Source organism: Snodgrassella gandavensis (genome assembly GCF_914768025.1).
Taxonomy (GTDB): domain Bacteria; phylum Pseudomonadota; class Gammaproteobacteria; order Burkholderiales; family Neisseriaceae; genus Snodgrassella; species Snodgrassella gandavensis.
In genome coordinates this window covers 354,583-373,495 of the sequence record NZ_CAJZCE010000001.1, presented here as the reverse complement: position 1 = coordinate 373,495, position 18,913 = coordinate 354,583, and the positions used below count along the sequence as shown (strand labels likewise).

The following is an 18,913-nucleotide window of genomic DNA, read 5'->3' as shown; positions in this document are numbered from 1 at the left end:
AGCCGGTTAGTAGTCAGTGTGCTTTTGCTAGCAGCCAGCTTGAAAGGATTGAAAATGAGCTTTCGTAAGGCATTATGGTGTGTATTTTTTCTGGGAGTGCTTTGTGCTGCCGGATCATTTATCGGTCAATATGTTCTGGGCATGAATCCCTGTGTGATGTGTATTAAACAACGTATTGCAGTGATTGCAACAACTTTACTGGCTTTTTTGTGTGCCTGCTGCCCTAATCGTAGCTGTTTAGAGCGAGTGGTTAATGCTGTTGTGGTGAGTCTGGCGCCAGTTGCAGGGCTGTATGTGGCGATAAAACAGATATATATTCAGCACCTGCCCTTAGTTGAACAGCCCTCCTGTGGTGCACCATTGACATTTGTTTATCGTAATGCGCCTCTATTTGACTGGTATGAACCGATTATTCGTGGCTCAGGCAATTGTGGTGAGGTACAGCGTATTCTGTGGGTACCTTTGCCGATATGGAGTGCATTATTTTTTAGCGCTGTATTGCTATGGGTCTGGGTATGGTTCTGGCGTTGTCGCGGGAGGAGTGTTAGAAAATGAAGCTGTGTTGGTTGCGTTGATGAACTGATTTGCCTGAATGAATGTATATGGTATGAACGCTAAATTTTTACTGAAAGCAGCTGGTCGGATAACGTTGGCAGGATTATTGTTGTGGGGTTTGGCTGCCTGTAAGGAACATGGAAGCTGGTCTGGTATCGATGAAGATTTGCGGGGCGGCGATGGTAAAATATTGTCCCAAACTGCGCAAATAAGCCAGCTAATACCGGCAAGGGTAGCACAACGTGATGCATGGGCGGCAGATATCAGCCGGATTATGGATGAGCTGAAAATCAGTAAGACGCGGGAAAATGTGTGTAGTGTGATTGCTGTGGTGGATCAGGAATCCAATTTTGTTGCCAATCCTGCTGTTCCTGATTTGGGTAACAAGGCAATTAAAGCGTTTCAGACTGAAGTACCGCAAAAATTTATTAAACAGTTTGGTCCGGCGTTAGGGCCAGCGGTTTCTCGTTATTTTACTTATGTGCTGCTTAATGAGCCGAGTAAGGAAAACAGTTTTCTGGTGCAGATGCGTGCCGTAAAAACCGAACAGCAATTGGATTTGATTTATCGGCAGATTTTTGCTTATGTTGCTAAGCAGTTTTATGCCGATTCTATTGCCAATGCCGCTGCCAAATTTATGGGCAAGGATTTTGGGGAAGAAAATAATCCGATTACTACTATTGGTTCGATGCAGGTGTCGGTAAAATATGCGCGTCAGTACCAGCGCGACCATGTGTCTGTGAATGAGTTGCGTGATTATATGTATACCCGTGAGGGTGGTTTGTATTATGGTATCCACCGGCTGATGAAGTATCCTGCTAATTATGATAGTACCCAATATCGTTTTGCGGATTATAATTCAGGCATGTATTCAAGCCGTAATGCTGCTTTTCAGCAGGATATTAATAAGTTGCTGAATCTGGCTATGTCTCTGGATGGAGATTTGTTGCTGTATGATAAGGATGATAATGCTCAGTCTATGCTTAGCCAGACTGAAACGGCACTAAATCAGTTATTTGCTGATCATGGGATAGCGATGAAACCAGAAGAGATTCGGACGGATTTGTTGCAGGAAAAGCAGGCGCAATTTGAAAATACAACTACGTATCAAAATGTAATTAATTTGTATAAACGTCAGTTTGGTAAAAATCCACCATATGCGATTATGCCGCAGGTGGTGATTAGCGGGCCGAAATTAAGTAAGGATTACAATACTAACTGGTATGCGACTAATGTTACTCGTCGTTATGATAGTTGTATGCGGCGTGGTGGCGCTGGCGGGCGCCACCATAAGAGATAAATCTGGTTTTGAAAAACAGTTAGTGTAATTAATTCACTAGCTGTTTGCTTATGCGTATCAGTTCTGGAGTTTTTGTTTTGCTTCAAGGCTTTCCCAGCGCTCAAGTTTTTCTAGCAATAGTTCTTCAATTTCGGCAATACGTACTTGCCATTCGGCTGCCAGTTTATAGTCATTTTTGAAAATTTCTGGATCGGATAGTTTTTTATTCAACTCAGTTTGTTCAGCTTCCAGCGCGGCAAGTTCATCCGGTAAACTGGCCAGCTCGCGCTGTTCATTATAGGAAAGTTTATCGCTGCGCCGGTTTTTGGTACGGTTTTTGTCACTGCTGCTGGTGTCTTTGCTTACTGTTGGGGTCGGTGTCTGCAAGTTTTGCTCGCGTTTTCTGGCATCGATGTAGTCCTGATAGCCACCGATGTATTCTTTTAACTGGCCATTGCCATTGAATACGATAGACTGGGTGACGACATTATCCAGAAAAGTACGGTCGTGGCTGACCAAAAATACTGTACCGTTGTAATCGCGCAATAATTCTTCCAGTAGTTCTTGAGTATCAATATCTAGATCGTTGGTCGGTTCATCAAGTACCAGAATATTGGCCGGACGGGTAAACAGCTTGGCCAGTAACAGCCGGTTGCGTTCGCCGCCCGAAAGTGATTTGACTTCGCTGCGTACTCGAGCCGGAGAGAACAGGAATTCTTCGAGGTAACCGATAACATGTTTGCGCTGGCCACCAATTTCTACGTAATCGTTGCCCTGTCCGATGGTGTCGAAAACAGTATCGTTTTCATTCAGTGCACTGCGAAATTGGTCAAAATAGGCTACTTCTTGACGTGAACCCTGACGAATTTTGCCCAAGGTGGGTTGCAGCTCTCCCAAAATCAGTTTTAGAAATGTGGTTTTACCAACCCCATTTGGCCCGATAAGGCCAATCTTATCGCCACGCTGAATAATGCTGGAGAAGTCGCGCATGATGATATGCTCACCATAGGCAAAGCTTGCATGTTCAATTTCGGCTATGATTTTGCCGCTGGATTCGCCACGATTCAGGTTAAAGCTAACTTGCCCCTGAACTTCGCGTCGCGCTGCTCGTTCGCGCCGTAACTGCTCTAGCCGTTTTACTCGTCCCTGATTACGTGTACGGCGTGCTTCAATCCCTTTGCGAATCCATGCCTCTTCTTGGGCATGGAATTTATCAAACAGGCGATTGTGCTCGGCTTCTACCGCCAGTTCTTGAGCCTTTTTCTCGCTGTAGGCACTGAAACTGCCCGGATAACTGCGCAAGTGTCCGCGGTCTAATTCAACAATACGCGTGGCTACGCGATCCAGAAAACGACGGTCGTGTGTGACAACAATCAGGCTGCCAGCAAAATTGCTCAGCAGGTTTTCCATCCACTCAATTGCTTCGATATCCAGATGATTGGTGGGTTCATCCAGTAACAGAATATCGGGTTTCTGTACCCAAGCCTGTGCCAGAGCAACTCTTTTTTTCTGGCCACCACTGAGATTGCCGATAAGTTCATTTTCCGGTAGTTTTAATTCGCTCAGGGTCTGTGCTATCAGGGCATCAAACTGCCAGCCATTGCGGCTCTCCAGTTCATTCTGTAGCTCTGTTAGACGGTTCAGACTGGCTTCATCACTCACATTCTGGCTGATTTCATGATACTCGCGTAGTAGGCTTTGCAGTTCACCCAACCCTTGGGCTATGGTGTCAAAAATAGTAGCCTGTGGGTCGAAAAAGGACTCCTGCGGCACATATACTACATTTTGATTGTTCTGAATGGTTAATAGACCATCATCCAGCTTTTGTACGCCGGCAAGAATTTTCAGTAAGGTGGATTTACCTGCACCATTACGGCCAATAAAACCAATTTTTTCCCCTGCATCCATTTGCAGGGATGCTTGATCCAGTAAGGGATGGTGGCCAACTGCAAAGCAGGCGTTATCCAGTGACAGAATACTCATGATTTAACCAGACTAAGTTTAGATAAGTGTTATGGAAAGAGCGCGTATTGTAACAGTTTCATTATTAGAATGTTGTTGTTGTCCTGAATTGGCTAGTAATTAAAGATTTGGCAGTTCTTGTCGGTTTGACTGCGGCCGCTGAAAAAATGCTCTTCTTCATCACAACGGCTGGTGCTGCTTTGGCAGAGAAATATTCTGCCGTCCTGATTAAGCTTGAGTATGCGCGGTTCGGTTTCAGTATCCAGTGCTACTGCTTTGAGCGTGTAATGTTCTTCGCGGCTATAACGTGGATTACCCTGAAGGCGGAAACAAAAATGCTGATTCTGGCTGATGGGTAAGGATGGCCAACTGTTTTTGTTTTTTTTGTAACTGATGTGCTGCTGATAATATTTGGCCAGATATTGGCTATTGGTAAGCAAGGCGGCCTGTGCCTGATGCAGTCTGGCCTGCTGCACGTGCTGGCGGTAATAGGGATAGGCGAAGGCTGTAAGTATCAGGATAACCGCCAGCGTAATTAATAACTGGAGTAGGCTGTATCCATGAATGTTGTGCTGAGCTGAATGGAGTTGATGCTTATCTGGTTGATGATGAGATAAATATGCCATATTGGGTTGAATATATTTATACTTATGGCATTATATTGTATAAAATATATGTATGTAATATGTTTTATACAAATAGATTATATTTTTATTCAGGATTTAATTATTTTGCGCCTTGTGTAATTGCATATATCTGATAAAAAAGAATCTTTATGAGTTTTTAGTCTGATTGAACGATTTTGCAGTCTGTTTTGTGTGGCGTTGAAGATTTTGTTAATTTACTGTGTTTATATACTTTGTTTCTGACAATCAGGCTGAGTAATTTATTTAAATAAATCGTCATGATTGATTAGTTGCCAAACGCAAAAAGGTAAGTATTGAACATTATCAGTTAATAAATAAAAGGTTGATGTGCTTGGTCATTCTGATCTTGGTATATTGTTTTTATTTATCATATGTTTAAGATTTTTAAGTTGATTGTATTATCAGTTTAGGGTTTAAGTATTTTTGTATTATTTGAAATTGCTGTTTGATTATATTATTTTAGGCAGGGTTTATCGGCGTATATTAAAAAGCAATTAAAAACGGGCAATATTGCCCGTATGTAAAAATCATCATTTTTGCAACAAGAGATTAGCGTGGATACAAACTTTCCATTCGAATCATGGTTACTGGTGACAGTACTCGTGGTAATGCTTGAATGCGAGCCATAGACTGTTTGATAAAGCGCTCTTTGGTTGAGTGAGTGAGGATAACAATTTCGGCGGATTCTTTGTTGATAATGCCTTTTTGAATCAGTGCTTCGATGGATATGTTCTCTGCAGCCAAAATATTGGCAATCTCACCTAGTACCCCAGGTTCATCGCAGGCGGATACGCGTAGATAGTAGCTACTAATAATCTCATCCATCGGCAGGATGGAAATATTTTGCAGTGAATTAGACTGAAAGGCCAGATAAGGAACCCGGTAACTGGCTTCTGCATTCTGTAAACGGGTTACATCGATAATATCAGCCATTACTGCACTGGCGGTAGGACCGGCACCGGCACCGGCACCATAGTAAAGTGTCTGGCCAATCATATCAGCCTGAACTGATACTGCGTTCATGACGCCTTCTACTTTGGCCAGTAAGCGGCTTTCCGGTATCAGGGTAGGATGTACGCGCAGCTCAATGCCTTCTGGGGTTTTACGGGTGATACCGAGCAATTTGATGCGATAGCCTAATTCTTCTGCATAACAGATATCCAGACTTTCCAGATGGCTGATGCCTTCCAGATAGCACTGGCTGAAGTTAATCGGTGTGCCAAATGCTAGCGCAGAGATAATGCTTAATTTGTGGCCGGCATCGTGCCCCTCGATATCAAAGGTGGGATCGGCTTCTGCATAGCCCAATGCCTGAGCCTGCTCCAATGCTTCCGCAAAGGTGCTGCCATTGGCACGCATTTCGCTCAGAATGAAGTTGCTGGTACCATTGATGATACCGGCAATAGATTCGATGTGGTTGGCGGCCAACCCTTCACGTAGTGCTTTGATAATGGGAATGCCGCCAGCAACTGCTGCCTCATACATTACCATTACATTGTGCTTTGATGCCTGCTGGAAAATTTCGTTACCGTATTCGGCCAGTAATTTTTTATTAGCGGTAACGATGTGCTTGCCATTTTTGATTGCTTGTACCACAGCATCCTTAGCAATCGTTGTACCGCCAATTAGTTCTACTACAACGTCAACATCAGGCGCATTGACTACATCGAATACGTCATCACCGATGAGAGTGTGATGCCCACATATTTCGCGGGTACGTTCTTTATTGCGGCTGGCAGCTCGGGTAATAATCAGTTCACGCCCGAGCCTGCGGGTGATTTCATCTGCATTATTCTGTAATAACTTGACGGTGCCGCCACCAACTGTGCCAACGCCCAGCAAACCAATGCGTAGAGGCTGCATTTTTACTCCTTAAATTAGACGAATTTAATTGTATGGTTGCTTAATACTTGCAATTTTACGTTAATCTACTATGCTAGCGGAAAACAGCTTTTTTGACTACTACTGCTATATTAGATTATGCGGTTAAGCATAAGGAGTATTTGATGCAGATTGATGAAATCCGTGATAAACAAGGCTTATGGATTGAAGAGTTTGATAATGGCGGAATTACGGTAAATGGCCAACAATACACTAGGCCTGTGTGTATTACTGCAACTGAAGTATTGTTATTGGATAAAGATGTTGCTGAAGCTTTAACTATCGAAGATTTTGCTCAAGCTATGCAGGCGCAGCCGGAAGTCATTTTAATCGGTACTGGCAGTAAACATGTGTTTATTCACCCGCGTCTGATGGCGCAACTGGCAGCAAAAGGTATAGGTGTTGAAAGTATGACTACCGCGGCTGCATGTCGTACTTTTATGGTATTGCGCAGCGAAGGACGCAATGTTTGGGCATGGCTGTGGCCGTTAACTGAAAAATTATAGTATCTGTGCTGGATATACAGACAAATGAGGATAACCAGTGTTATGTTGTTTACTCAGACAGAATAAGTGGTGTTATTAATTTCATGCTGCTGAAAAATGTTCAGGCTGCCGATTTGAATTAACCGGTAGCCTGATTTTTTATGCCTGACAATTGTTTATTTGGCCAAGGTATTGTTCTGGCCTTTGATAATGCTCATGCCGGCACTAACCAAGCTACCGATATCAGCTACGTTGGCAGGCATAATCAGGGTGTTATTGGTTTTCGCCAGTTTGGCAAAGGCATCAACATATTGTTCAGCCACTTTTAGATTAACTGCTTCTGTACCACCAGGTTCTTTAACAGCAGCAGCTACCTGACGGATTGCTTCCGCAGTGGCCTGAGCCACCAGACGAAGTGCTTCCGCTTCACCTTCAGCGCGATTGATTTGGGCAACTTTGGCACCCTGCGATTCATTGATGGAGGCCTGTGCTTCACCCTGCGATTTCTGAATTTCGGCTTCGCGTTGACCAGCTGCCAGATTAATCTGCTCCTGTTTAATCCCTTCAGACTGGGCAATACGTGCGCGTTTTTCCCGCTCGGCTGTAATTTGTGCCTGCATCGCACGTAAGATTTCTTGTGGTGGTACTAAATCTTTGATTTCGTAGCGCAGAACTTTCACTCCCCATGAAACGGCCGCCTCATCCAGTGAAGCAACCACAGTATGGTTAATGTCATCACGCTCTTCAAAGGTTTTGTCCAGTTCCATGCGGCCAATTACTGAGCGCAGAGTCGTTTGTGCTAGCTGAGTAATGGCTACGACGAAGTTACTGGAACCATAGGAGGCAAGTTTGGGATCCGTTACCTGAAAGTAAATAATACCATCCACGGTAAGCTGCGTATTGTCACGGGTGATACATACCTGACTGGGTACATCCAGTGGAATTTCTTTTAAGGTATGTTTATAGGCTACGCGGTCGATAATTGGAATGATAAAATTCAAACCGGCTACCATGGTGGCATGATAGCGGCCTAAACGTTCGACAATGTAGACTTCCTGTTGTGGCACAACTTTAAATGCCATGCAGATAAAGACAACGATAGCTGCGAGAAAAAGAAAGGTCAGAATCATGGTTATTCCTGATAAGTAGTAGAGATTTGCGAAGTGAGATTTAAGATATTGCCGTCGTGACTGATGATTTGGGCGCTGTCACCGGGTTTTGCGGCGGTGGGCTGGGTAAAACGTGCCTGCCATGTGGTGCCACGGTAGTGCACCTGCCATAAGCCGTTGGCAAGCGGCTGGGTTAGCACCACAGTCTGGCCGTAATCTGGGTCATCACTTGCTTTAGCTTTGTTTTCACGCGGATGTTGCTTTTGCCACAAACGTACAATGGTGATACCAATAATGGAAAAAACCGTGGCAATTAATGCATTGGTATTGTTGCTGGTTTGTAGTAGCCACTCAGCCATACCGGCGCTCAGTAATGAGGCACTGATTACCAGTAAATAAAATGTACCACTGAACATTTCTAACACAAACAGTATCAGGGCGACAATACACCAAATCATCTGTATCTCCTTAATTTTCTAATCTTCTGGCACTTATCAGTAATAGGTATTTATTTCAGTTTTTGCTGTTGCTAGTCAGTATCCGTTGCCGGCGAGTTTCGCTTAGCACAATTCCGGTACTTACGGAAACATTCAGGCTTTCAACAGTTCCAAACATGGGAATGGATACTAATGTGTCACACAGATCACGTGTCAAACGGCGCATACCGCTACCTTCGGCACCCATTATCCAAGCTACGGCTTCAGGGGCTGTAAAATGGTATAAATCCTCGCTGCCTTCCATATCGGTGCCAATAATCCAGATGCCGCGCTGTTTTAGCTCACGAATGGTGCGCGCCAGATTGGTAACTGTGATATAGGGGACGGTTTCGGCCGCACCGCAGGCCACTTTACTTACGGTGGCATTGAGGCCAGCACTTTTGTCTTTGGGTGCAATAACGGCATGCACGCCCATAACATCTGCTACGCGTAGACAGGCGCCTAGATTATGCGGGTCGGTAATGCCATCAAGAATTAGCAGTAATGGTGGTTCATTCAGGTTTTCGAGTACATCTTCTATGTCTACGTACTGTCTTGAAGCATCGATAAAGCCCACTACGCCCTGATGGCGTGCGTGTTTACTCAGGGTGTCGAGGCGTGCCTGATCTGCGCTGATGACACGTACGTTTTCTGTTTCAGCTTTGCTTAGTACATCCCGCATGCGGGCATCGTGTTTACCCTCTAGCACATAAAGCTCAATAATGCTGGCAGGGTTTTGCCATAAACGGGCGTTAACTGCATGAAAACCGATGATGAGACGCTGATTTGACATAGATGTTTAATTCAGTATGTAAAGAATTTAATTATAGCGGAAATCGGTGTATCAATCTGGTTATACCTATATATGTAATTTTATTTATATGGCAAAGCGTTGTCTATAGCTTTTATTTACTTTTTTTTATTTATTTTTTGGTATTAATAGAGAAGCTTAATTTGTCTGCTTGCTATTAAATGTGTGATGTGGCCGGGGAGTGTATGGCTTTATGTAAGTTTAGAAATTTTTGGTAAAATATTTATTTTTATCAAATGCTTGAAATACTATTGGAGCAGATTGGTGTTAGAAATTTTTATGTTTATACAGTAACTCAGTACAGTTTGAGAATTATGCTTGTATGAGGGGAAGGAGCCCGGGTCGATAGTTGTTGGCTGGGAGTTTAACTTTGAAATACAGTTAGGAATTCTTATGGAATACTATTTATGGGTGCTGGCCAAGTTTCTTATTGGCTTTTTAATTGTGATTCTGCATTTGAATTTGACTGGTAAAACTCAGTTGAATCAGATGACGCCGGTAGACTTTATCGGGAATTTTGTATTTGGCGGGATTATAGGCGGCGTGATTTATAATGAGGATATCCCGATTCATCAGTATATTATTGTGTTGTTAATTGGTGTTTGTCTGATTTCACTCTTAAACTGGATTTGTAAGCATGTGAGTTTTTTCAGAATGTTTGCCATTGGTGAACCGATTCCGATTATGAAAGACGGGCGCTTTTTGATGGATAATATTCTGCGCAAAAAAAACAAGATTGATATTTTGAATGTGGCTTCGCTTTTACATGCACAGGGAATTACTTCTTTTCAAGAAGTTAGTTACGCACAGATAGAACCCAGTGGTTCATTAACTGTACTTACCGATAAGGGCAAGTATCCTTCATTGATTTTATTCAAGGAGGGTGAAGTTCGGACAACAGAATTACAGCGCATAAACAAAGATGAAAAGTGGCTAGAGCAGAAAATGCAGCAGCAGCACTTGTCTAAAGATGATTTATTTCTGATTGAGTTCTGGGAAGGCCGGCTAAATTTTATTTTGCGTTCGGGTGAGGTAAAAAAAGATACGCTAAAAAATTAAATTTTGGCATGCATATATTGCTGGAGAAACAACTGGAACAGGTTACAATAGTCGTTTAAGTTAAAATTAATCTATTGCTGTGCTTCCGCTTGAATATTGTTATCAGAAAATCTGCCATAGCAGGAATGCTATGGCTTTTCGTTTCCCTTTTCTTTCCCGCGCACAGCGTCAGGCGCTGGTGGTGTTGTATGCCCTGCAACAGGAGTTGCGGGAAGTGGTACAGGATTGTTCGGAAGCCAATGTGGCACTGACAACGCTTAACTGGTGGCAACAGCAGATAAGCCAGCTTTATGCTGACAAAGCAATGCCGGAACATCCGCTGATGCAGGCGCTGCAACCACTTATTGCAGAATATGCTTTGCCACAAGTTGAGTTGCAGGCGCTGATTAAGGCGCATTGTACGGAGTTAACTCAGGCCAGATTTCAGGATATGGATCAGTTGCGCCAGTATGTATGTCAGGCTGGTATGGTGCAAGGGCGTCTGGGTAGCAGGGTATTGGGATTTACTGAGCAACAAACTTTGGAATTTGCTGAAAGAGTTGGTGAATTATGCCAATCTGTAAAGCTGTTTTCACAAATTGGTGCTGATGCACGGCAGGGGCGGCTTTATATTCCAGTAGCGATGTTGCAGCAATTTAATGTACCAGCTCATCAGATATTGAATAGACATGGTAGTGCAGAATTTACGTCTTTATTAAGTACATGGCTGGTTGAATTGAAAAGACAGTTTAAGTCTATTGTGACTTTGTTACCGCAGGCAGACAAATATCGGCAGCGTAGCAGTCTGGCGATGTTGGCAATCTCTTCTGCGCTGCTTGAGGAAATTGAGCAAGATGGGCTGGCAAATGTTTTACAGTATCAATTAATTGTGCCGCGTCCGCGTCAGCAGCGGCTGTTCTGGAAAATTTGGCTATGTGGTTTCCAGCCGGTATAACCGACTGGCTGACATTAGGTAAATTTACTTTGGAAAGAAAAGTCAGATATGGCAGAATTTATTGGTTTTGGGAATTATTTTTGTGATTTAAACTATTATTTAGCATTTTATTGCTTGTAAAAAGAAAAAATAGAATTTTTATTTCGGTGCAAAGCAATTTGGTTAAGTAATTTTGATTACGCATTCAGGCTGGATTTTTTGTATAATTTGCGTCATCATCTGCTTGTAAGCAATTTTATTGCTCAATTGCTTCTGAATAATCTTGTGCTAAGGAACCCAATATGCTCGGATCGAAAAAAAAATTACTGATTCTGGGTTTAACTGCTGCCTGCTTGCTTACAGCCTGTTCGCCATCCGAACAGAGCGGCAAGTCCAGTGATAATAGTATGAAGAAAGTGGCCATCACTGCGATTGTGGAACACCCGGCACTGGATGCTGTGCGTCAGGGTGTGATAGATGAACTACGTGCCGAAGGCTATGAACAGGGCAAGAATCTGCGGATTGATTTTCAGAGTGCACAGGGTAATACGGCTACAGCCAGCCAGATTGCCAAAAAATTTGCTGGTAGTAATCCAGATGTGATTGTGGCTATTGGCACACCAAGTGCGCAGTCTGTGGTAGCGGCAACACGCAAAATACCGGTGGTGTTTGCTGCGATAACCGATCCGGTAGCAGCCAAACTGGTGGCAAACTGGGAACCGAGTAAAACCAATGTAACCGGTGTGTCTGATGAATTGCCGTTGCAACCACAGATTGATTTGATGAAACAGGTGGTACCCAACCTGAAAACAGTTGGCTATGTGTATAGCCCGGGTGAGGTGAATTCCACTGTGGTGCTGGGACAATTGCAAACTTTACTGGCCAAAGACGGTATTACTGTTGCAGCGGTTCCGGCACAACGCACTACTGATGTACCTATGGCTACCAAAAGTCTGCAAGGTAAGGCAAACCTGATTTATACTTCGTTGGACAATAATGTGGTTTCTGCCTATGAATCTATGTACAAAGTTGCCAAAAATATGAAAATGCCGCTGGTAGCTTCCGATACTGGTTCGGTGAAACGCGGTGCTGCTGTGGCTCTGGGCGTTAATTATCATGAGCTTGGTGTGACTACGGGAAAGATTGTGGGTCGGATTCTTAAGGGTGAACAAGCTGGCAGTATTGCACCGCAGCGTATGTCTGCCGAGCAGTTGGATTTGATGGTGAGTAAATCCAATGCCGCAGAACAGGGCATTACCTTACCGCCACAGCTACTTAAGCAGGCTAAAGTAATCGATTAAATAACCGGTTTTCGTGCTGAATACTGTGACATCGGCAGGCTAGTTCTGGCTTTGCCGATGTTGTTTTTATTTTTAACTACAATTTATTAATTGGATAATATGTCTTCTATAGCTTTATTTGGTGCTTTAGAAAGCGGGCTGATATATGCCCTTGTTGCTCTGGGGGTACTGATTTCATTTCGGATTCTGGATTTTCCTGATTTAACTGCTGATGGCAGCTTTCCGCTGGGTGGTGCTGTGTTTGCGGTGTGCGTGACTCATGGTGTTAATCCGTGGTTGGCTACGGCACTTGGTGGTGCCGCCGGTGCCTGTGCAGGTTTGGTGACAGCATGGCTGCATGTTTCTCTGAAAATTATGCAGCTTTTGGCCAGCATTCTGGTTATGGTGGCTTTATATTCGGTGAACCTGCGTATTATGGGGGCGCCTAATCTGCCTTTACTGGATCAGCCCAGTGTATTCACACCGTTTTACAATGCTGATATCAGTAATCAGTATTGGGTACAGCCATTGGTGATATTCGGTTTTGTGTTGGTTGCCAAATTGTTTCTGGACTGGTTTTTTGCCACTGAAATAGGTCTGTCGATGCGTGCTACTGGGGTAAATGCACGAATGGCACGTGCACAGGGGGTGAATACTTCGCGTATTTTGCTGCTGGGTATGGCAATGTCCAATGCATTTATTGCTCTGGCCGGTGCTCTATTTGTGCAGACGCAGGGCGGCGCTGATATTTCCATTGGTATCGGCACGATTGTTGTTGGTCTGGCTGCGGTAATTATCGGTGAAACGCTAATTCCGGGTAAGCGTTTTTTGGTGATTACGCTGGCGGTGATTGTGGGCGCAGTGCTGTATCGTGCATTTATTGCATTGGCGTTAGGTAGTGACACGCTGCAACATATCGGTTTTGGTCCGCAGGACTTGAATCTGGTAACAGCCATTCTGGTGGTACTGGCCTTGCGTTTGCCAGCAATTAAAAGTTATTTTAAAAGGAAGTTAAAAGCATGATGCGCGCAGATGATTTACGCCTGACATTCAATGCAGGAACGCCTATTGAAAATCCTGCTTTGCGTGGCATGAGTTTGAGTATTGCTGATGGCGAGTTTGTTACGGTTATCGGCAGTAATGGTGCTGGCAAGTCTACTTTCCTTAACGCGATCAGTGGTGATATTCTGGTAGATTCTGGCAGTATTTCTATCAATAATAAAGATGTGACCAATGAACCAGCTTATAAGCGCGCGCCGTTGGTGGCTCGGGTGTTTCAGGATCCGTTGGCCGGTACCTGTGAAGCGCTGACCATAGAAGAAAATATGGCTTTAGCACTCAGGCGCGGGAACGGACGCGGTTTACGTGCTGCGATTAAGCGCCAGTACCGTGAACTGTTTCGGGAAAAGCTGGCCATGCTCAATCTGGGATTAGAAAATCGTCTAAGCGACCGGATTGGTCTGCTTTCCGGCGGCCAGCGTCAGGCTGTTAGCCTGCTAATGGCTTCATTACAGGGTTCCAAAATTTTGTTGCTGGACGAGCATACTGCTGCTCTGGATCCGAAAACAGCCGCTTTTGTGCTCGAACTGACTGACCGTATTGTGCGCGAAAATAAGCTGACTGCGATGATGGTAACCCATTCGATGCAGCAGGCTCTGGATCATGGTTCGCGCACTGTCATGCTGCATCAGGGACAGGTGGTGCTGGATGTGGCCGGTGATAAGCGTGCCGGTATGAGTGTTACTGATTTGTTAAAAATGTTTGAACATACTCAGGGTGAAAAAGTAACTGATGATGCTTTATTGCTGAGTTAAGTCTCTGTATTGTTGTTTAACAGGCTGTCAAAAGTATTTTTGGCAGCCTGATTTGCTGATTGGATAAATAATGTCTGTGCCGGAATTGATTGTACTGAATAAGCCATATGGGGTGATTTGTCAGTTTAGTGCCCATGAAAAATATCCTACCTTAAAGCAATATGTATCTTTACCGGATGTTTATCCTGCCGGCCGGCTAGATACGGATAGTGAGGGGTTATTATTGTTGACTGCAAACGGATGTTTGCAGGCAAAAATCGCTCATCCAAAATATAAGCTGATGAAAACTTACTGGGCACAGGTAGAGGGAGTCCCTGATGCGGAACGCTTGCGGCAACTGGAGCGGGGCGTGGATTTGGGTGATTTTGTGACTGCTCCGGCACAGGTGAGTGTGGTGAGTACTGCGGATAGCGCCCGCTTGTGGCCACGGGTGCCGCCAATTCGTGAACGCAAGACGGTAACAGATTTCTGGCTGCAAATTCGCATCAGTGAAGGTAAAAATCGGCAGGTGCGGCGTATGTGTGCCAGAGTAGGCTGGCCATGTTTACGTCTAGTACGGATTGGTATCGGACGGTTAAATGTTTTTTCTCTGGATTTACCTTTAGGACAGTGGCAGGCGGTTAGCCCGCGCGATTTGTAATGAATTACCGGTGTTTTTTCCAGATGTAAAAATATAACCCTTAGGCCAGCAGCCATAAGGGTTATTGGTATTGATTAATAATGGATGGTTAATCAGAAAGCCGGAATAATTGCACCCTGATATTTCTCTTCAATAAATTTTTTCACTTCAGGCGAAGTCATGGCCTGTTTCAGTTTTTGAATTGCTGCGAGGTTTTCGTCACCGGTGCGTACAACCAGCATATTTGCATATGGAGAATCTTTTTCTTCAATGAATAAAGCATCTTTAGTTGGTACCAGTTTGGCTTCCATAGCAAAATTGGTATTAATTACAGCTAAGGTGGCATCATTCAAAGTACGTGGTAACTGCGGTGCGTCCATTGGGGTAATTTTCAGGTGTTTTGGGTTGTCTACAATGTCGCGTACAGTAGCGCTGATACCCGCATCAGCTTTAAGTTTGATTAAGCCAGCTTTTTGCAGTAATAGTAAGGCACGACCGCCATTAGAGGCATCATTTGGAATGGTTACCAGACCACCATCAGGAACTTCGTTGAGTGATTTAACCTTTTTAGAGTAAACACCCATTGGTTCCACATGGATGTTGACAACTGGTGTCAACTGCATTTTATGTTTCTGCACAAAATCGTCCAGATAGGGTTTGTGCTGGGTAAAGTTGGCATCAACATCTTTTTCGGCCAGAGCGATATTTGGACGCACGTAATCTGTCATTTGTACAATCTGTAAATCGATACCTTCTTTTTGCAGCAATGGTTTGGCTACCTGAAGAATTTCAGCATGAGGTACAGGTGAGGCCGCTACTTTAAGTACGGTTTCGCTGGTAGCAGCTGATGCGCTGCTGGTATTGGCGGATGATGTAGCTTCATTTTTCTGGCTACATGCAGTGAGTACGGTACCGATTGTGGCCACAGAGAGTAATGCAAATAACAATTTTTTCATATTTAACCTTGATTAAGATAAACGATAAAATATACTGTTTAACATTAACACAAAATGCATGTTGCTTGTGTTTTTTACATATAAGTATACCTTGGTTAATTAGTCAAGTTGCCACCTGTAATCAAAATGGTCTAGTGATATTGGGCAAACAGGCAGAAAAGTTATTTGCCTAGCATTGGCTTAAGGTACTTACCTGTGTAGCTTTTACGATTGGCGGCAACTTCTTCTGGCGTCCCTTCGGCAATAATGGTACCGCCACCATCACCACCTTCCGGCCCAAGGTCAACGATATAGTCAGCTGTTTTAATTACATCCAGATTGTGTTCGATGATAACGATGCTATTGCCTTTGCCTTTCAGGCGCTGGATAACATCAAGTAACAGGGCAATATCGGCAAAGTGCAGGCCTGTGGTGGGTTCATCCAGTATGTACAGGGTACGGCCGGTATCGCGTTTGGACAGCTCCAGAGCTAGCTTGACACGCTGAGCTTCGCCTCCTGACAAGGTGGTAGCCGACTGCCCCAGACGCACATAGCCCAGCCCTACGTCCAGTAATGTTTGCAGTTTGCGTTTCACTGTTGGTACGGCATCAAAGAAGGCGCATGCTTCTTCAACGGTCATTTCCAGAATTTCGCTGATGTTTTTACCCTTGTATTGGATTTCCAGTGTTTCGCGGTTATAACGTTTGCCATGACAAACTTCGCAAGGAACATAGATATCGGGCAGAAAATGCATTTCTACCTTAATCACGCCATCGCCCTGACAGGCTTCACAGCGTCCGCCTTTTACATTAAAGGAAAACCGCCCAACGCTGTAACCACGCTCGCGTGACAGCGGTACGCCGGCAAACAGTTCCCGGATTGGGGTGAACAGACCGGTATAGGTGGCTGGATTGGAACGCGGGGTACGACCAATGGGCGACTGGTCGACATTGATTACTTTGTCCAGTTGTTCTAATCCCTGAATATTTTCATATGGTGCCGGCTCTTCACTGGCACGGTTTAGTTCACGTGCTGTAATTTTCGCCAGAGTATCATTAATTAGGGTGGATTTGCCGCTGCCAGATACGCCGGTAATGCAGGTAATCAATCCAAGCGGTAATGTCAGAGTAACGTTTTTGAGATTATTGCCGCTGGCTCCGCTTAATATCAATAAGCGTTTTTTGTCTACAGGAGTGCGTTGTGTTGGTATGCCGATGGATTTTTTGCCACTGAGATACTGGCCGGTTATTGATTCTTTACAACTGGCTACCTGTTTTGGTGAGGCGGCAATAATCACGTGGCCGCCATGTTCGCCAGCACCGGGGCCCATGTCGACAACAAAATCAGCAGCACGGATGGCATCTTCATCATGTTCGACCACAATGACGCTGTTACCTAAATCGCGCAGATGCTTCAGGGTATCCAGCAGACGGTCGTTGTCGCGCTGGTGCAGGCCGATAGAGGGTTCGTCCAGTACGTACATCACACCGGTCAGACCGGAACCAATCTGGCTGGCCAGACGGATACGCTGTGCTTCACCGCCAGACAATGTTTCTGCACTACGTGCCAGACTTAAATAATTGAGGCCAACATTAATCAGGAAACCAAGCCGTTCATTAATTTCCTTGAGAATTTTTTCGGCAATTTGTTTTTTGTTACCATCCAGATTCAGATTCTGGAAAAAATCCAGTGTAGTAGTAAGCGGCCAGGCGTTTACATCCTGTAATGGCTTGCCGCCTACATAAACATAACGTGCTTCAGTACGCAGGCGTGCGCCACCACAGGTTGGGCAGGCACGGTGACTCTGGTATTGAGCCAACTCTTCACGTACTGTAGCGGAATCGGTTTCCCGATAGCGCCGTTCCAGATTGGGCAGAATGCCTTCAAACGGATGGCTACGGGTGAATTTAGTACCCCGTTCTGAAAGGTAGGTAAATTCTATCTGCTCCTTACCGGAACCATACAGAACGACATTCTGGATTTTTTCTTTCAGTTGATTAAAGGGAGTATCAGCGTCAAAGTCAAAATGATGAGCCAGTGACTGAATCATCTGGAAATAAAAAGTATTGCGTTTATCCCAGCCCTTGATGGCACCTGCGGCCAATGACAAATCGGGATGCATAACCACGCGTTCAGGGTCGAAATAATCCATGCTGCCCAGTCCATCACAACTAGGGCAGGCACCGACAGGGTTGTTGAAGCTGAACAGCCTTGGTTCCAGTTCCTGTAGACTGTACGAGCATACAGGACAGGCAAAGCGGGCAGAAAACCAGTGTTCTTTATCATTATCCATTTCTATGGCCAGCGCACGTTCATTGCCAAGACGCAGTGCGGTTTCAAAGCTTTCCGCCAGACGCTGTTTGATATCGGCGCGTACTTTTACGCGGTCGATGACCACATCAATATCATGCTTGATATTTTTCTGTAACTTGGGTACTTCTTCAATCGCATATACTTCACCATCAACCCGTACTCGGGCAAAGCCCTGTACCTGTAAATCGGCAAAGTAGTCTATGAATTCACCTTTGCGCCCGCGTACTGCCGGTGCCAGAATCATTACCCGAGTATCTTCTGGCAGAGCCAGAATATGGTCTACCATCTGCGAAACAGTTTGACTTGAAAGTGGCAGATTGTGCTCAGGACAATACGGTGTACCTACCCGTGCATACAACAAACGGAGATAATCGTGAATTTCAGTAACAGTACCTACAGTGGAGCGGGGATTGTGACTGGTGGCTTTCTGCTCAATGGAAATGGCTGGGGACAGGCCTTCAATTAAATCCACATCCGGCTTTTCCATCATTTGCAGAAACTGGCGTGCATAGGCTGACAGGCTTTCGACGTAGCGTCGCTGACCTTCTGCGTATAAGGTATCAAAAGCCAGAGATGACTTACCACTGCCAGACAGGCCGGTGATGACGACCAGCTGATGGCGGGGAATGTCCAGATCTATGTTTTTAAGATTATGTGTACGTGCACCGCGAATATGAATTGTGTCGTTATCTGACATAATGCCTTGCCCGAGCTAATGAAATGGGATTTTGGCTTTAATCAAATTGCTGTTTTATTAAAACCATCCGGTATTAT

The 18,913-nt window shown here is 44.6% G+C and carries 17 protein-coding genes; 9 read left to right on the top strand and 8 right to left on the bottom strand.

Going from position 1 to position 18,913, the window contains the following annotated elements:
* Positions 1–54 precede the first annotated feature (54 nt).
* Together MJ764_RS01745 and MJ764_RS01740 are read left to right on the top strand one after the other, a co-directional pair.
* A complete protein-coding gene (locus MJ764_RS01745) occupies positions 55–555 on the top strand; it encodes a disulfide bond formation protein B (protein WP_239324053.1) in 501 nt (166 codons plus the stop codon).
* Between the two features lie 52 nt (positions 556–607).
* Entirely contained in the window at positions 608–1,855 is a 1,248-nt protein-coding gene (locus MJ764_RS01740; RefSeq protein WP_239324052.1) for a DUF1615 domain-containing protein, read from the top strand.
* 57 nt (positions 1,856–1,912) lie between these two features.
* On the opposite strand, the gene abc-f is transcribed toward MJ764_RS01740, so the two are convergent.
* From abc-f to MJ764_RS01725, 3 genes are all read right to left on the bottom strand, one after another.
* Positions 1,913–3,817, bottom strand: coding sequence for a ribosomal protection-like ABC-F family protein (abc-f, locus tag MJ764_RS01735; protein ID WP_239324050.1), 1,905 nt, complete (start codon positions 3,815–3,817; stop codon positions 1,913–1,915).
* Between the two features lie 92 nt (positions 3,818–3,909).
* Positions 3,910–4,422 (bottom strand): type IV pilin protein, encoded by a 513-nt coding sequence (locus MJ764_RS01730; RefSeq protein ID WP_239324048.1) that lies wholly within the window; start codon positions 4,420–4,422, stop codon positions 3,910–3,912.
* A gap of 570 nt (positions 4,423–4,992) precedes the next feature.
* Positions 4,993–6,306 (bottom strand): homoserine dehydrogenase, encoded by a 1,314-nt coding sequence (locus MJ764_RS01725; RefSeq protein WP_239324046.1) that lies wholly within the window; start codon positions 6,304–6,306, stop codon positions 4,993–4,995.
* Between the two features lie 143 nt (positions 6,307–6,449).
* Between MJ764_RS01725 and MJ764_RS01720 the strand changes: the two genes are divergently transcribed.
* A complete protein-coding gene (locus MJ764_RS01720; RefSeq protein WP_239324044.1) occupies positions 6,450–6,830 on the top strand; it encodes an Mth938-like domain-containing protein in 381 nt (126 codons plus the stop codon).
* Positions 6,831–6,985: 155 nt separating this feature from the next.
* Here MJ764_RS01720 and MJ764_RS01715 read toward each other — a convergent pair whose 3' ends face one another.
* From MJ764_RS01715 to rlmB, 3 genes are read right to left on the bottom strand one after another with little or no spacing between them, the layout of a single operon-like run.
* Positions 6,986–7,939, bottom strand: coding sequence for an SPFH domain-containing protein (locus tag MJ764_RS01715; RefSeq protein ID WP_239324042.1), 954 nt, complete (start codon positions 7,937–7,939; stop codon positions 6,986–6,988).
* Between the two features lie 2 nt (positions 7,940–7,941).
* Complete coding sequence (locus MJ764_RS01710; protein WP_239324040.1) at positions 7,942–8,376, bottom strand: NfeD family protein; 435 nt, start codon at positions 8,374–8,376, stop codon at positions 7,942–7,944.
* Between the two features lie 55 nt (positions 8,377–8,431).
* Positions 8,432–9,187 (bottom strand): 23S rRNA (guanosine(2251)-2'-O)-methyltransferase RlmB, encoded by a 756-nt coding sequence (gene rlmB, locus MJ764_RS01705; protein WP_239324039.1) that lies wholly within the window; start codon positions 9,185–9,187, stop codon positions 8,432–8,434.
* Between the two features lie 411 nt (positions 9,188–9,598).
* On the opposite strand from rlmB, the gene MJ764_RS01700 reads away from it, so the two are divergent.
* The 6 genes from MJ764_RS01700 (at position 9,599) to MJ764_RS01675 (ending at position 14,911) form a co-directional block, all read left to right on the top strand.
* Complete coding sequence (locus MJ764_RS01700; RefSeq protein ID WP_239324038.1) at positions 9,599–10,264, top strand: DUF421 domain-containing protein; 666 nt, start codon at positions 9,599–9,601, stop codon at positions 10,262–10,264.
* A gap of 130 nt (positions 10,265–10,394) precedes the next feature.
* Positions 10,395–11,198: a squalene/phytoene synthase family protein gene (locus MJ764_RS01695; RefSeq protein ID WP_239324037.1), complete on the top strand. Its 804-nt coding sequence runs from the start codon at positions 10,395–10,397 to the stop codon at positions 11,196–11,198.
* A 281-nt stretch (positions 11,199–11,479) separates the two neighbouring features.
* Positions 11,480–12,478 (top strand): ABC transporter substrate-binding protein, encoded by a 999-nt coding sequence (locus MJ764_RS01690; protein WP_239324036.1) that lies wholly within the window; start codon positions 11,480–11,482, stop codon positions 12,476–12,478.
* 99 nt (positions 12,479–12,577) lie between these two features.
* Complete coding sequence (locus MJ764_RS01685; RefSeq protein ID WP_100089956.1) at positions 12,578–13,480, top strand: ABC transporter permease; 903 nt, start codon at positions 12,578–12,580, stop codon at positions 13,478–13,480.
* Positions 13,477–14,271 carry an ABC transporter ATP-binding protein gene (locus tag MJ764_RS01680; protein WP_239324035.1) on the top strand — a complete coding sequence of 265 codons (795 nt, stop codon included), beginning with the start codon at positions 13,477–13,479 and terminating at the stop codon, positions 14,269–14,271. Before MJ764_RS01685 ends, MJ764_RS01680 begins: the two co-directional genes overlap by 4 nt.
* 70 nt (positions 14,272–14,341) lie before the next feature.
* On the top strand, positions 14,342–14,911 hold the full coding sequence (locus tag MJ764_RS01675; RefSeq protein ID WP_239324034.1) for a pseudouridine synthase: 570 nt from the start codon (positions 14,342–14,344) through the stop codon (positions 14,909–14,911).
* Positions 14,912–15,003: 92 nt separating this feature from the next.
* Here the strand turns inward: MJ764_RS01675 and MJ764_RS01670 are convergent, their stop codons facing one another.
* Together MJ764_RS01670 and uvrA are read right to left on the bottom strand one after the other, a co-directional pair.
* A complete protein-coding gene (locus MJ764_RS01670; protein WP_239324033.1) occupies positions 15,004–15,846 on the bottom strand; it encodes a MetQ/NlpA family ABC transporter substrate-binding protein in 843 nt (280 codons plus the stop codon).
* Positions 15,847–16,007: 161 nt separating this feature from the next.
* Complete coding sequence (uvrA, locus tag MJ764_RS01665; RefSeq protein ID WP_239324032.1) at positions 16,008–18,836, bottom strand: excinuclease ABC subunit UvrA; 2,829 nt, start codon at positions 18,834–18,836, stop codon at positions 16,008–16,010.
* Positions 18,837–18,913 lie beyond the last annotated feature (77 nt).

Coding starts and splice junctions, on each gene's coding strand:
- MJ764_RS01745 (WP_239324053.1), top strand. CDS start 55: ATGAGCTTTCGTAAGGCATTATGGTGTGTATTTTTTCTGGGAGTGCTT.
- MJ764_RS01740 (WP_239324052.1), top strand. CDS start 608: ATGAACGCTAAATTTTTACTGAAAGCAGCTGGTCGGATAACGTTGGCA.
- abc-f (WP_239324050.1), bottom strand. CDS start 3,817: ATGAGTATTCTGTCACTGGATAACGCCTGCTTTGCAGTTGGCCACCAT.
- MJ764_RS01730 (WP_239324048.1), bottom strand. CDS start 4,422: ATGGCATATTTATCTCATCATCAACCAGATAAGCATCAACTCCATTCA.
- MJ764_RS01725 (WP_239324046.1), bottom strand. CDS start 6,306: ATGCAGCCTCTACGCATTGGTTTGCTGGGCGTTGGCACAGTTGGTGGC.
- MJ764_RS01720 (WP_239324044.1), top strand. CDS start 6,450: ATGCAGATTGATGAAATCCGTGATAAACAAGGCTTATGGATTGAAGAG.
- MJ764_RS01715 (WP_239324042.1), bottom strand. CDS start 7,939: ATGATTCTGACCTTTCTTTTTCTCGCAGCTATCGTTGTCTTTATCTGC.
- MJ764_RS01710 (WP_239324040.1), bottom strand. CDS start 8,376: ATGATTTGGTGTATTGTCGCCCTGATACTGTTTGTGTTAGAAATGTTC.
- rlmB (WP_239324039.1), bottom strand. CDS start 9,187: ATGTCAAATCAGCGTCTCATCATCGGTTTTCATGCAGTTAACGCCCGT.
- MJ764_RS01700 (WP_239324038.1), top strand. CDS start 9,599: ATGGAATACTATTTATGGGTGCTGGCCAAGTTTCTTATTGGCTTTTTA.
- MJ764_RS01695 (WP_239324037.1), top strand. CDS start 10,395: ATGGCTTTTCGTTTCCCTTTTCTTTCCCGCGCACAGCGTCAGGCGCTG.
- MJ764_RS01690 (WP_239324036.1), top strand. CDS start 11,480: ATGCTCGGATCGAAAAAAAAATTACTGATTCTGGGTTTAACTGCTGCC.
- MJ764_RS01685 (WP_100089956.1), top strand. CDS start 12,578: ATGTCTTCTATAGCTTTATTTGGTGCTTTAGAAAGCGGGCTGATATAT.
- MJ764_RS01680 (WP_239324035.1), top strand. CDS start 13,477: ATGATGCGCGCAGATGATTTACGCCTGACATTCAATGCAGGAACGCCT.
- MJ764_RS01675 (WP_239324034.1), top strand. CDS start 14,342: ATGTCTGTGCCGGAATTGATTGTACTGAATAAGCCATATGGGGTGATT.
- MJ764_RS01670 (WP_239324033.1), bottom strand. CDS start 15,846: ATGAAAAAATTGTTATTTGCATTACTCTCTGTGGCCACAATCGGTACC.
- uvrA (WP_239324032.1), bottom strand. CDS start 18,836: ATGTCAGATAACGACACAATTCATATTCGCGGTGCACGTACACATAAT.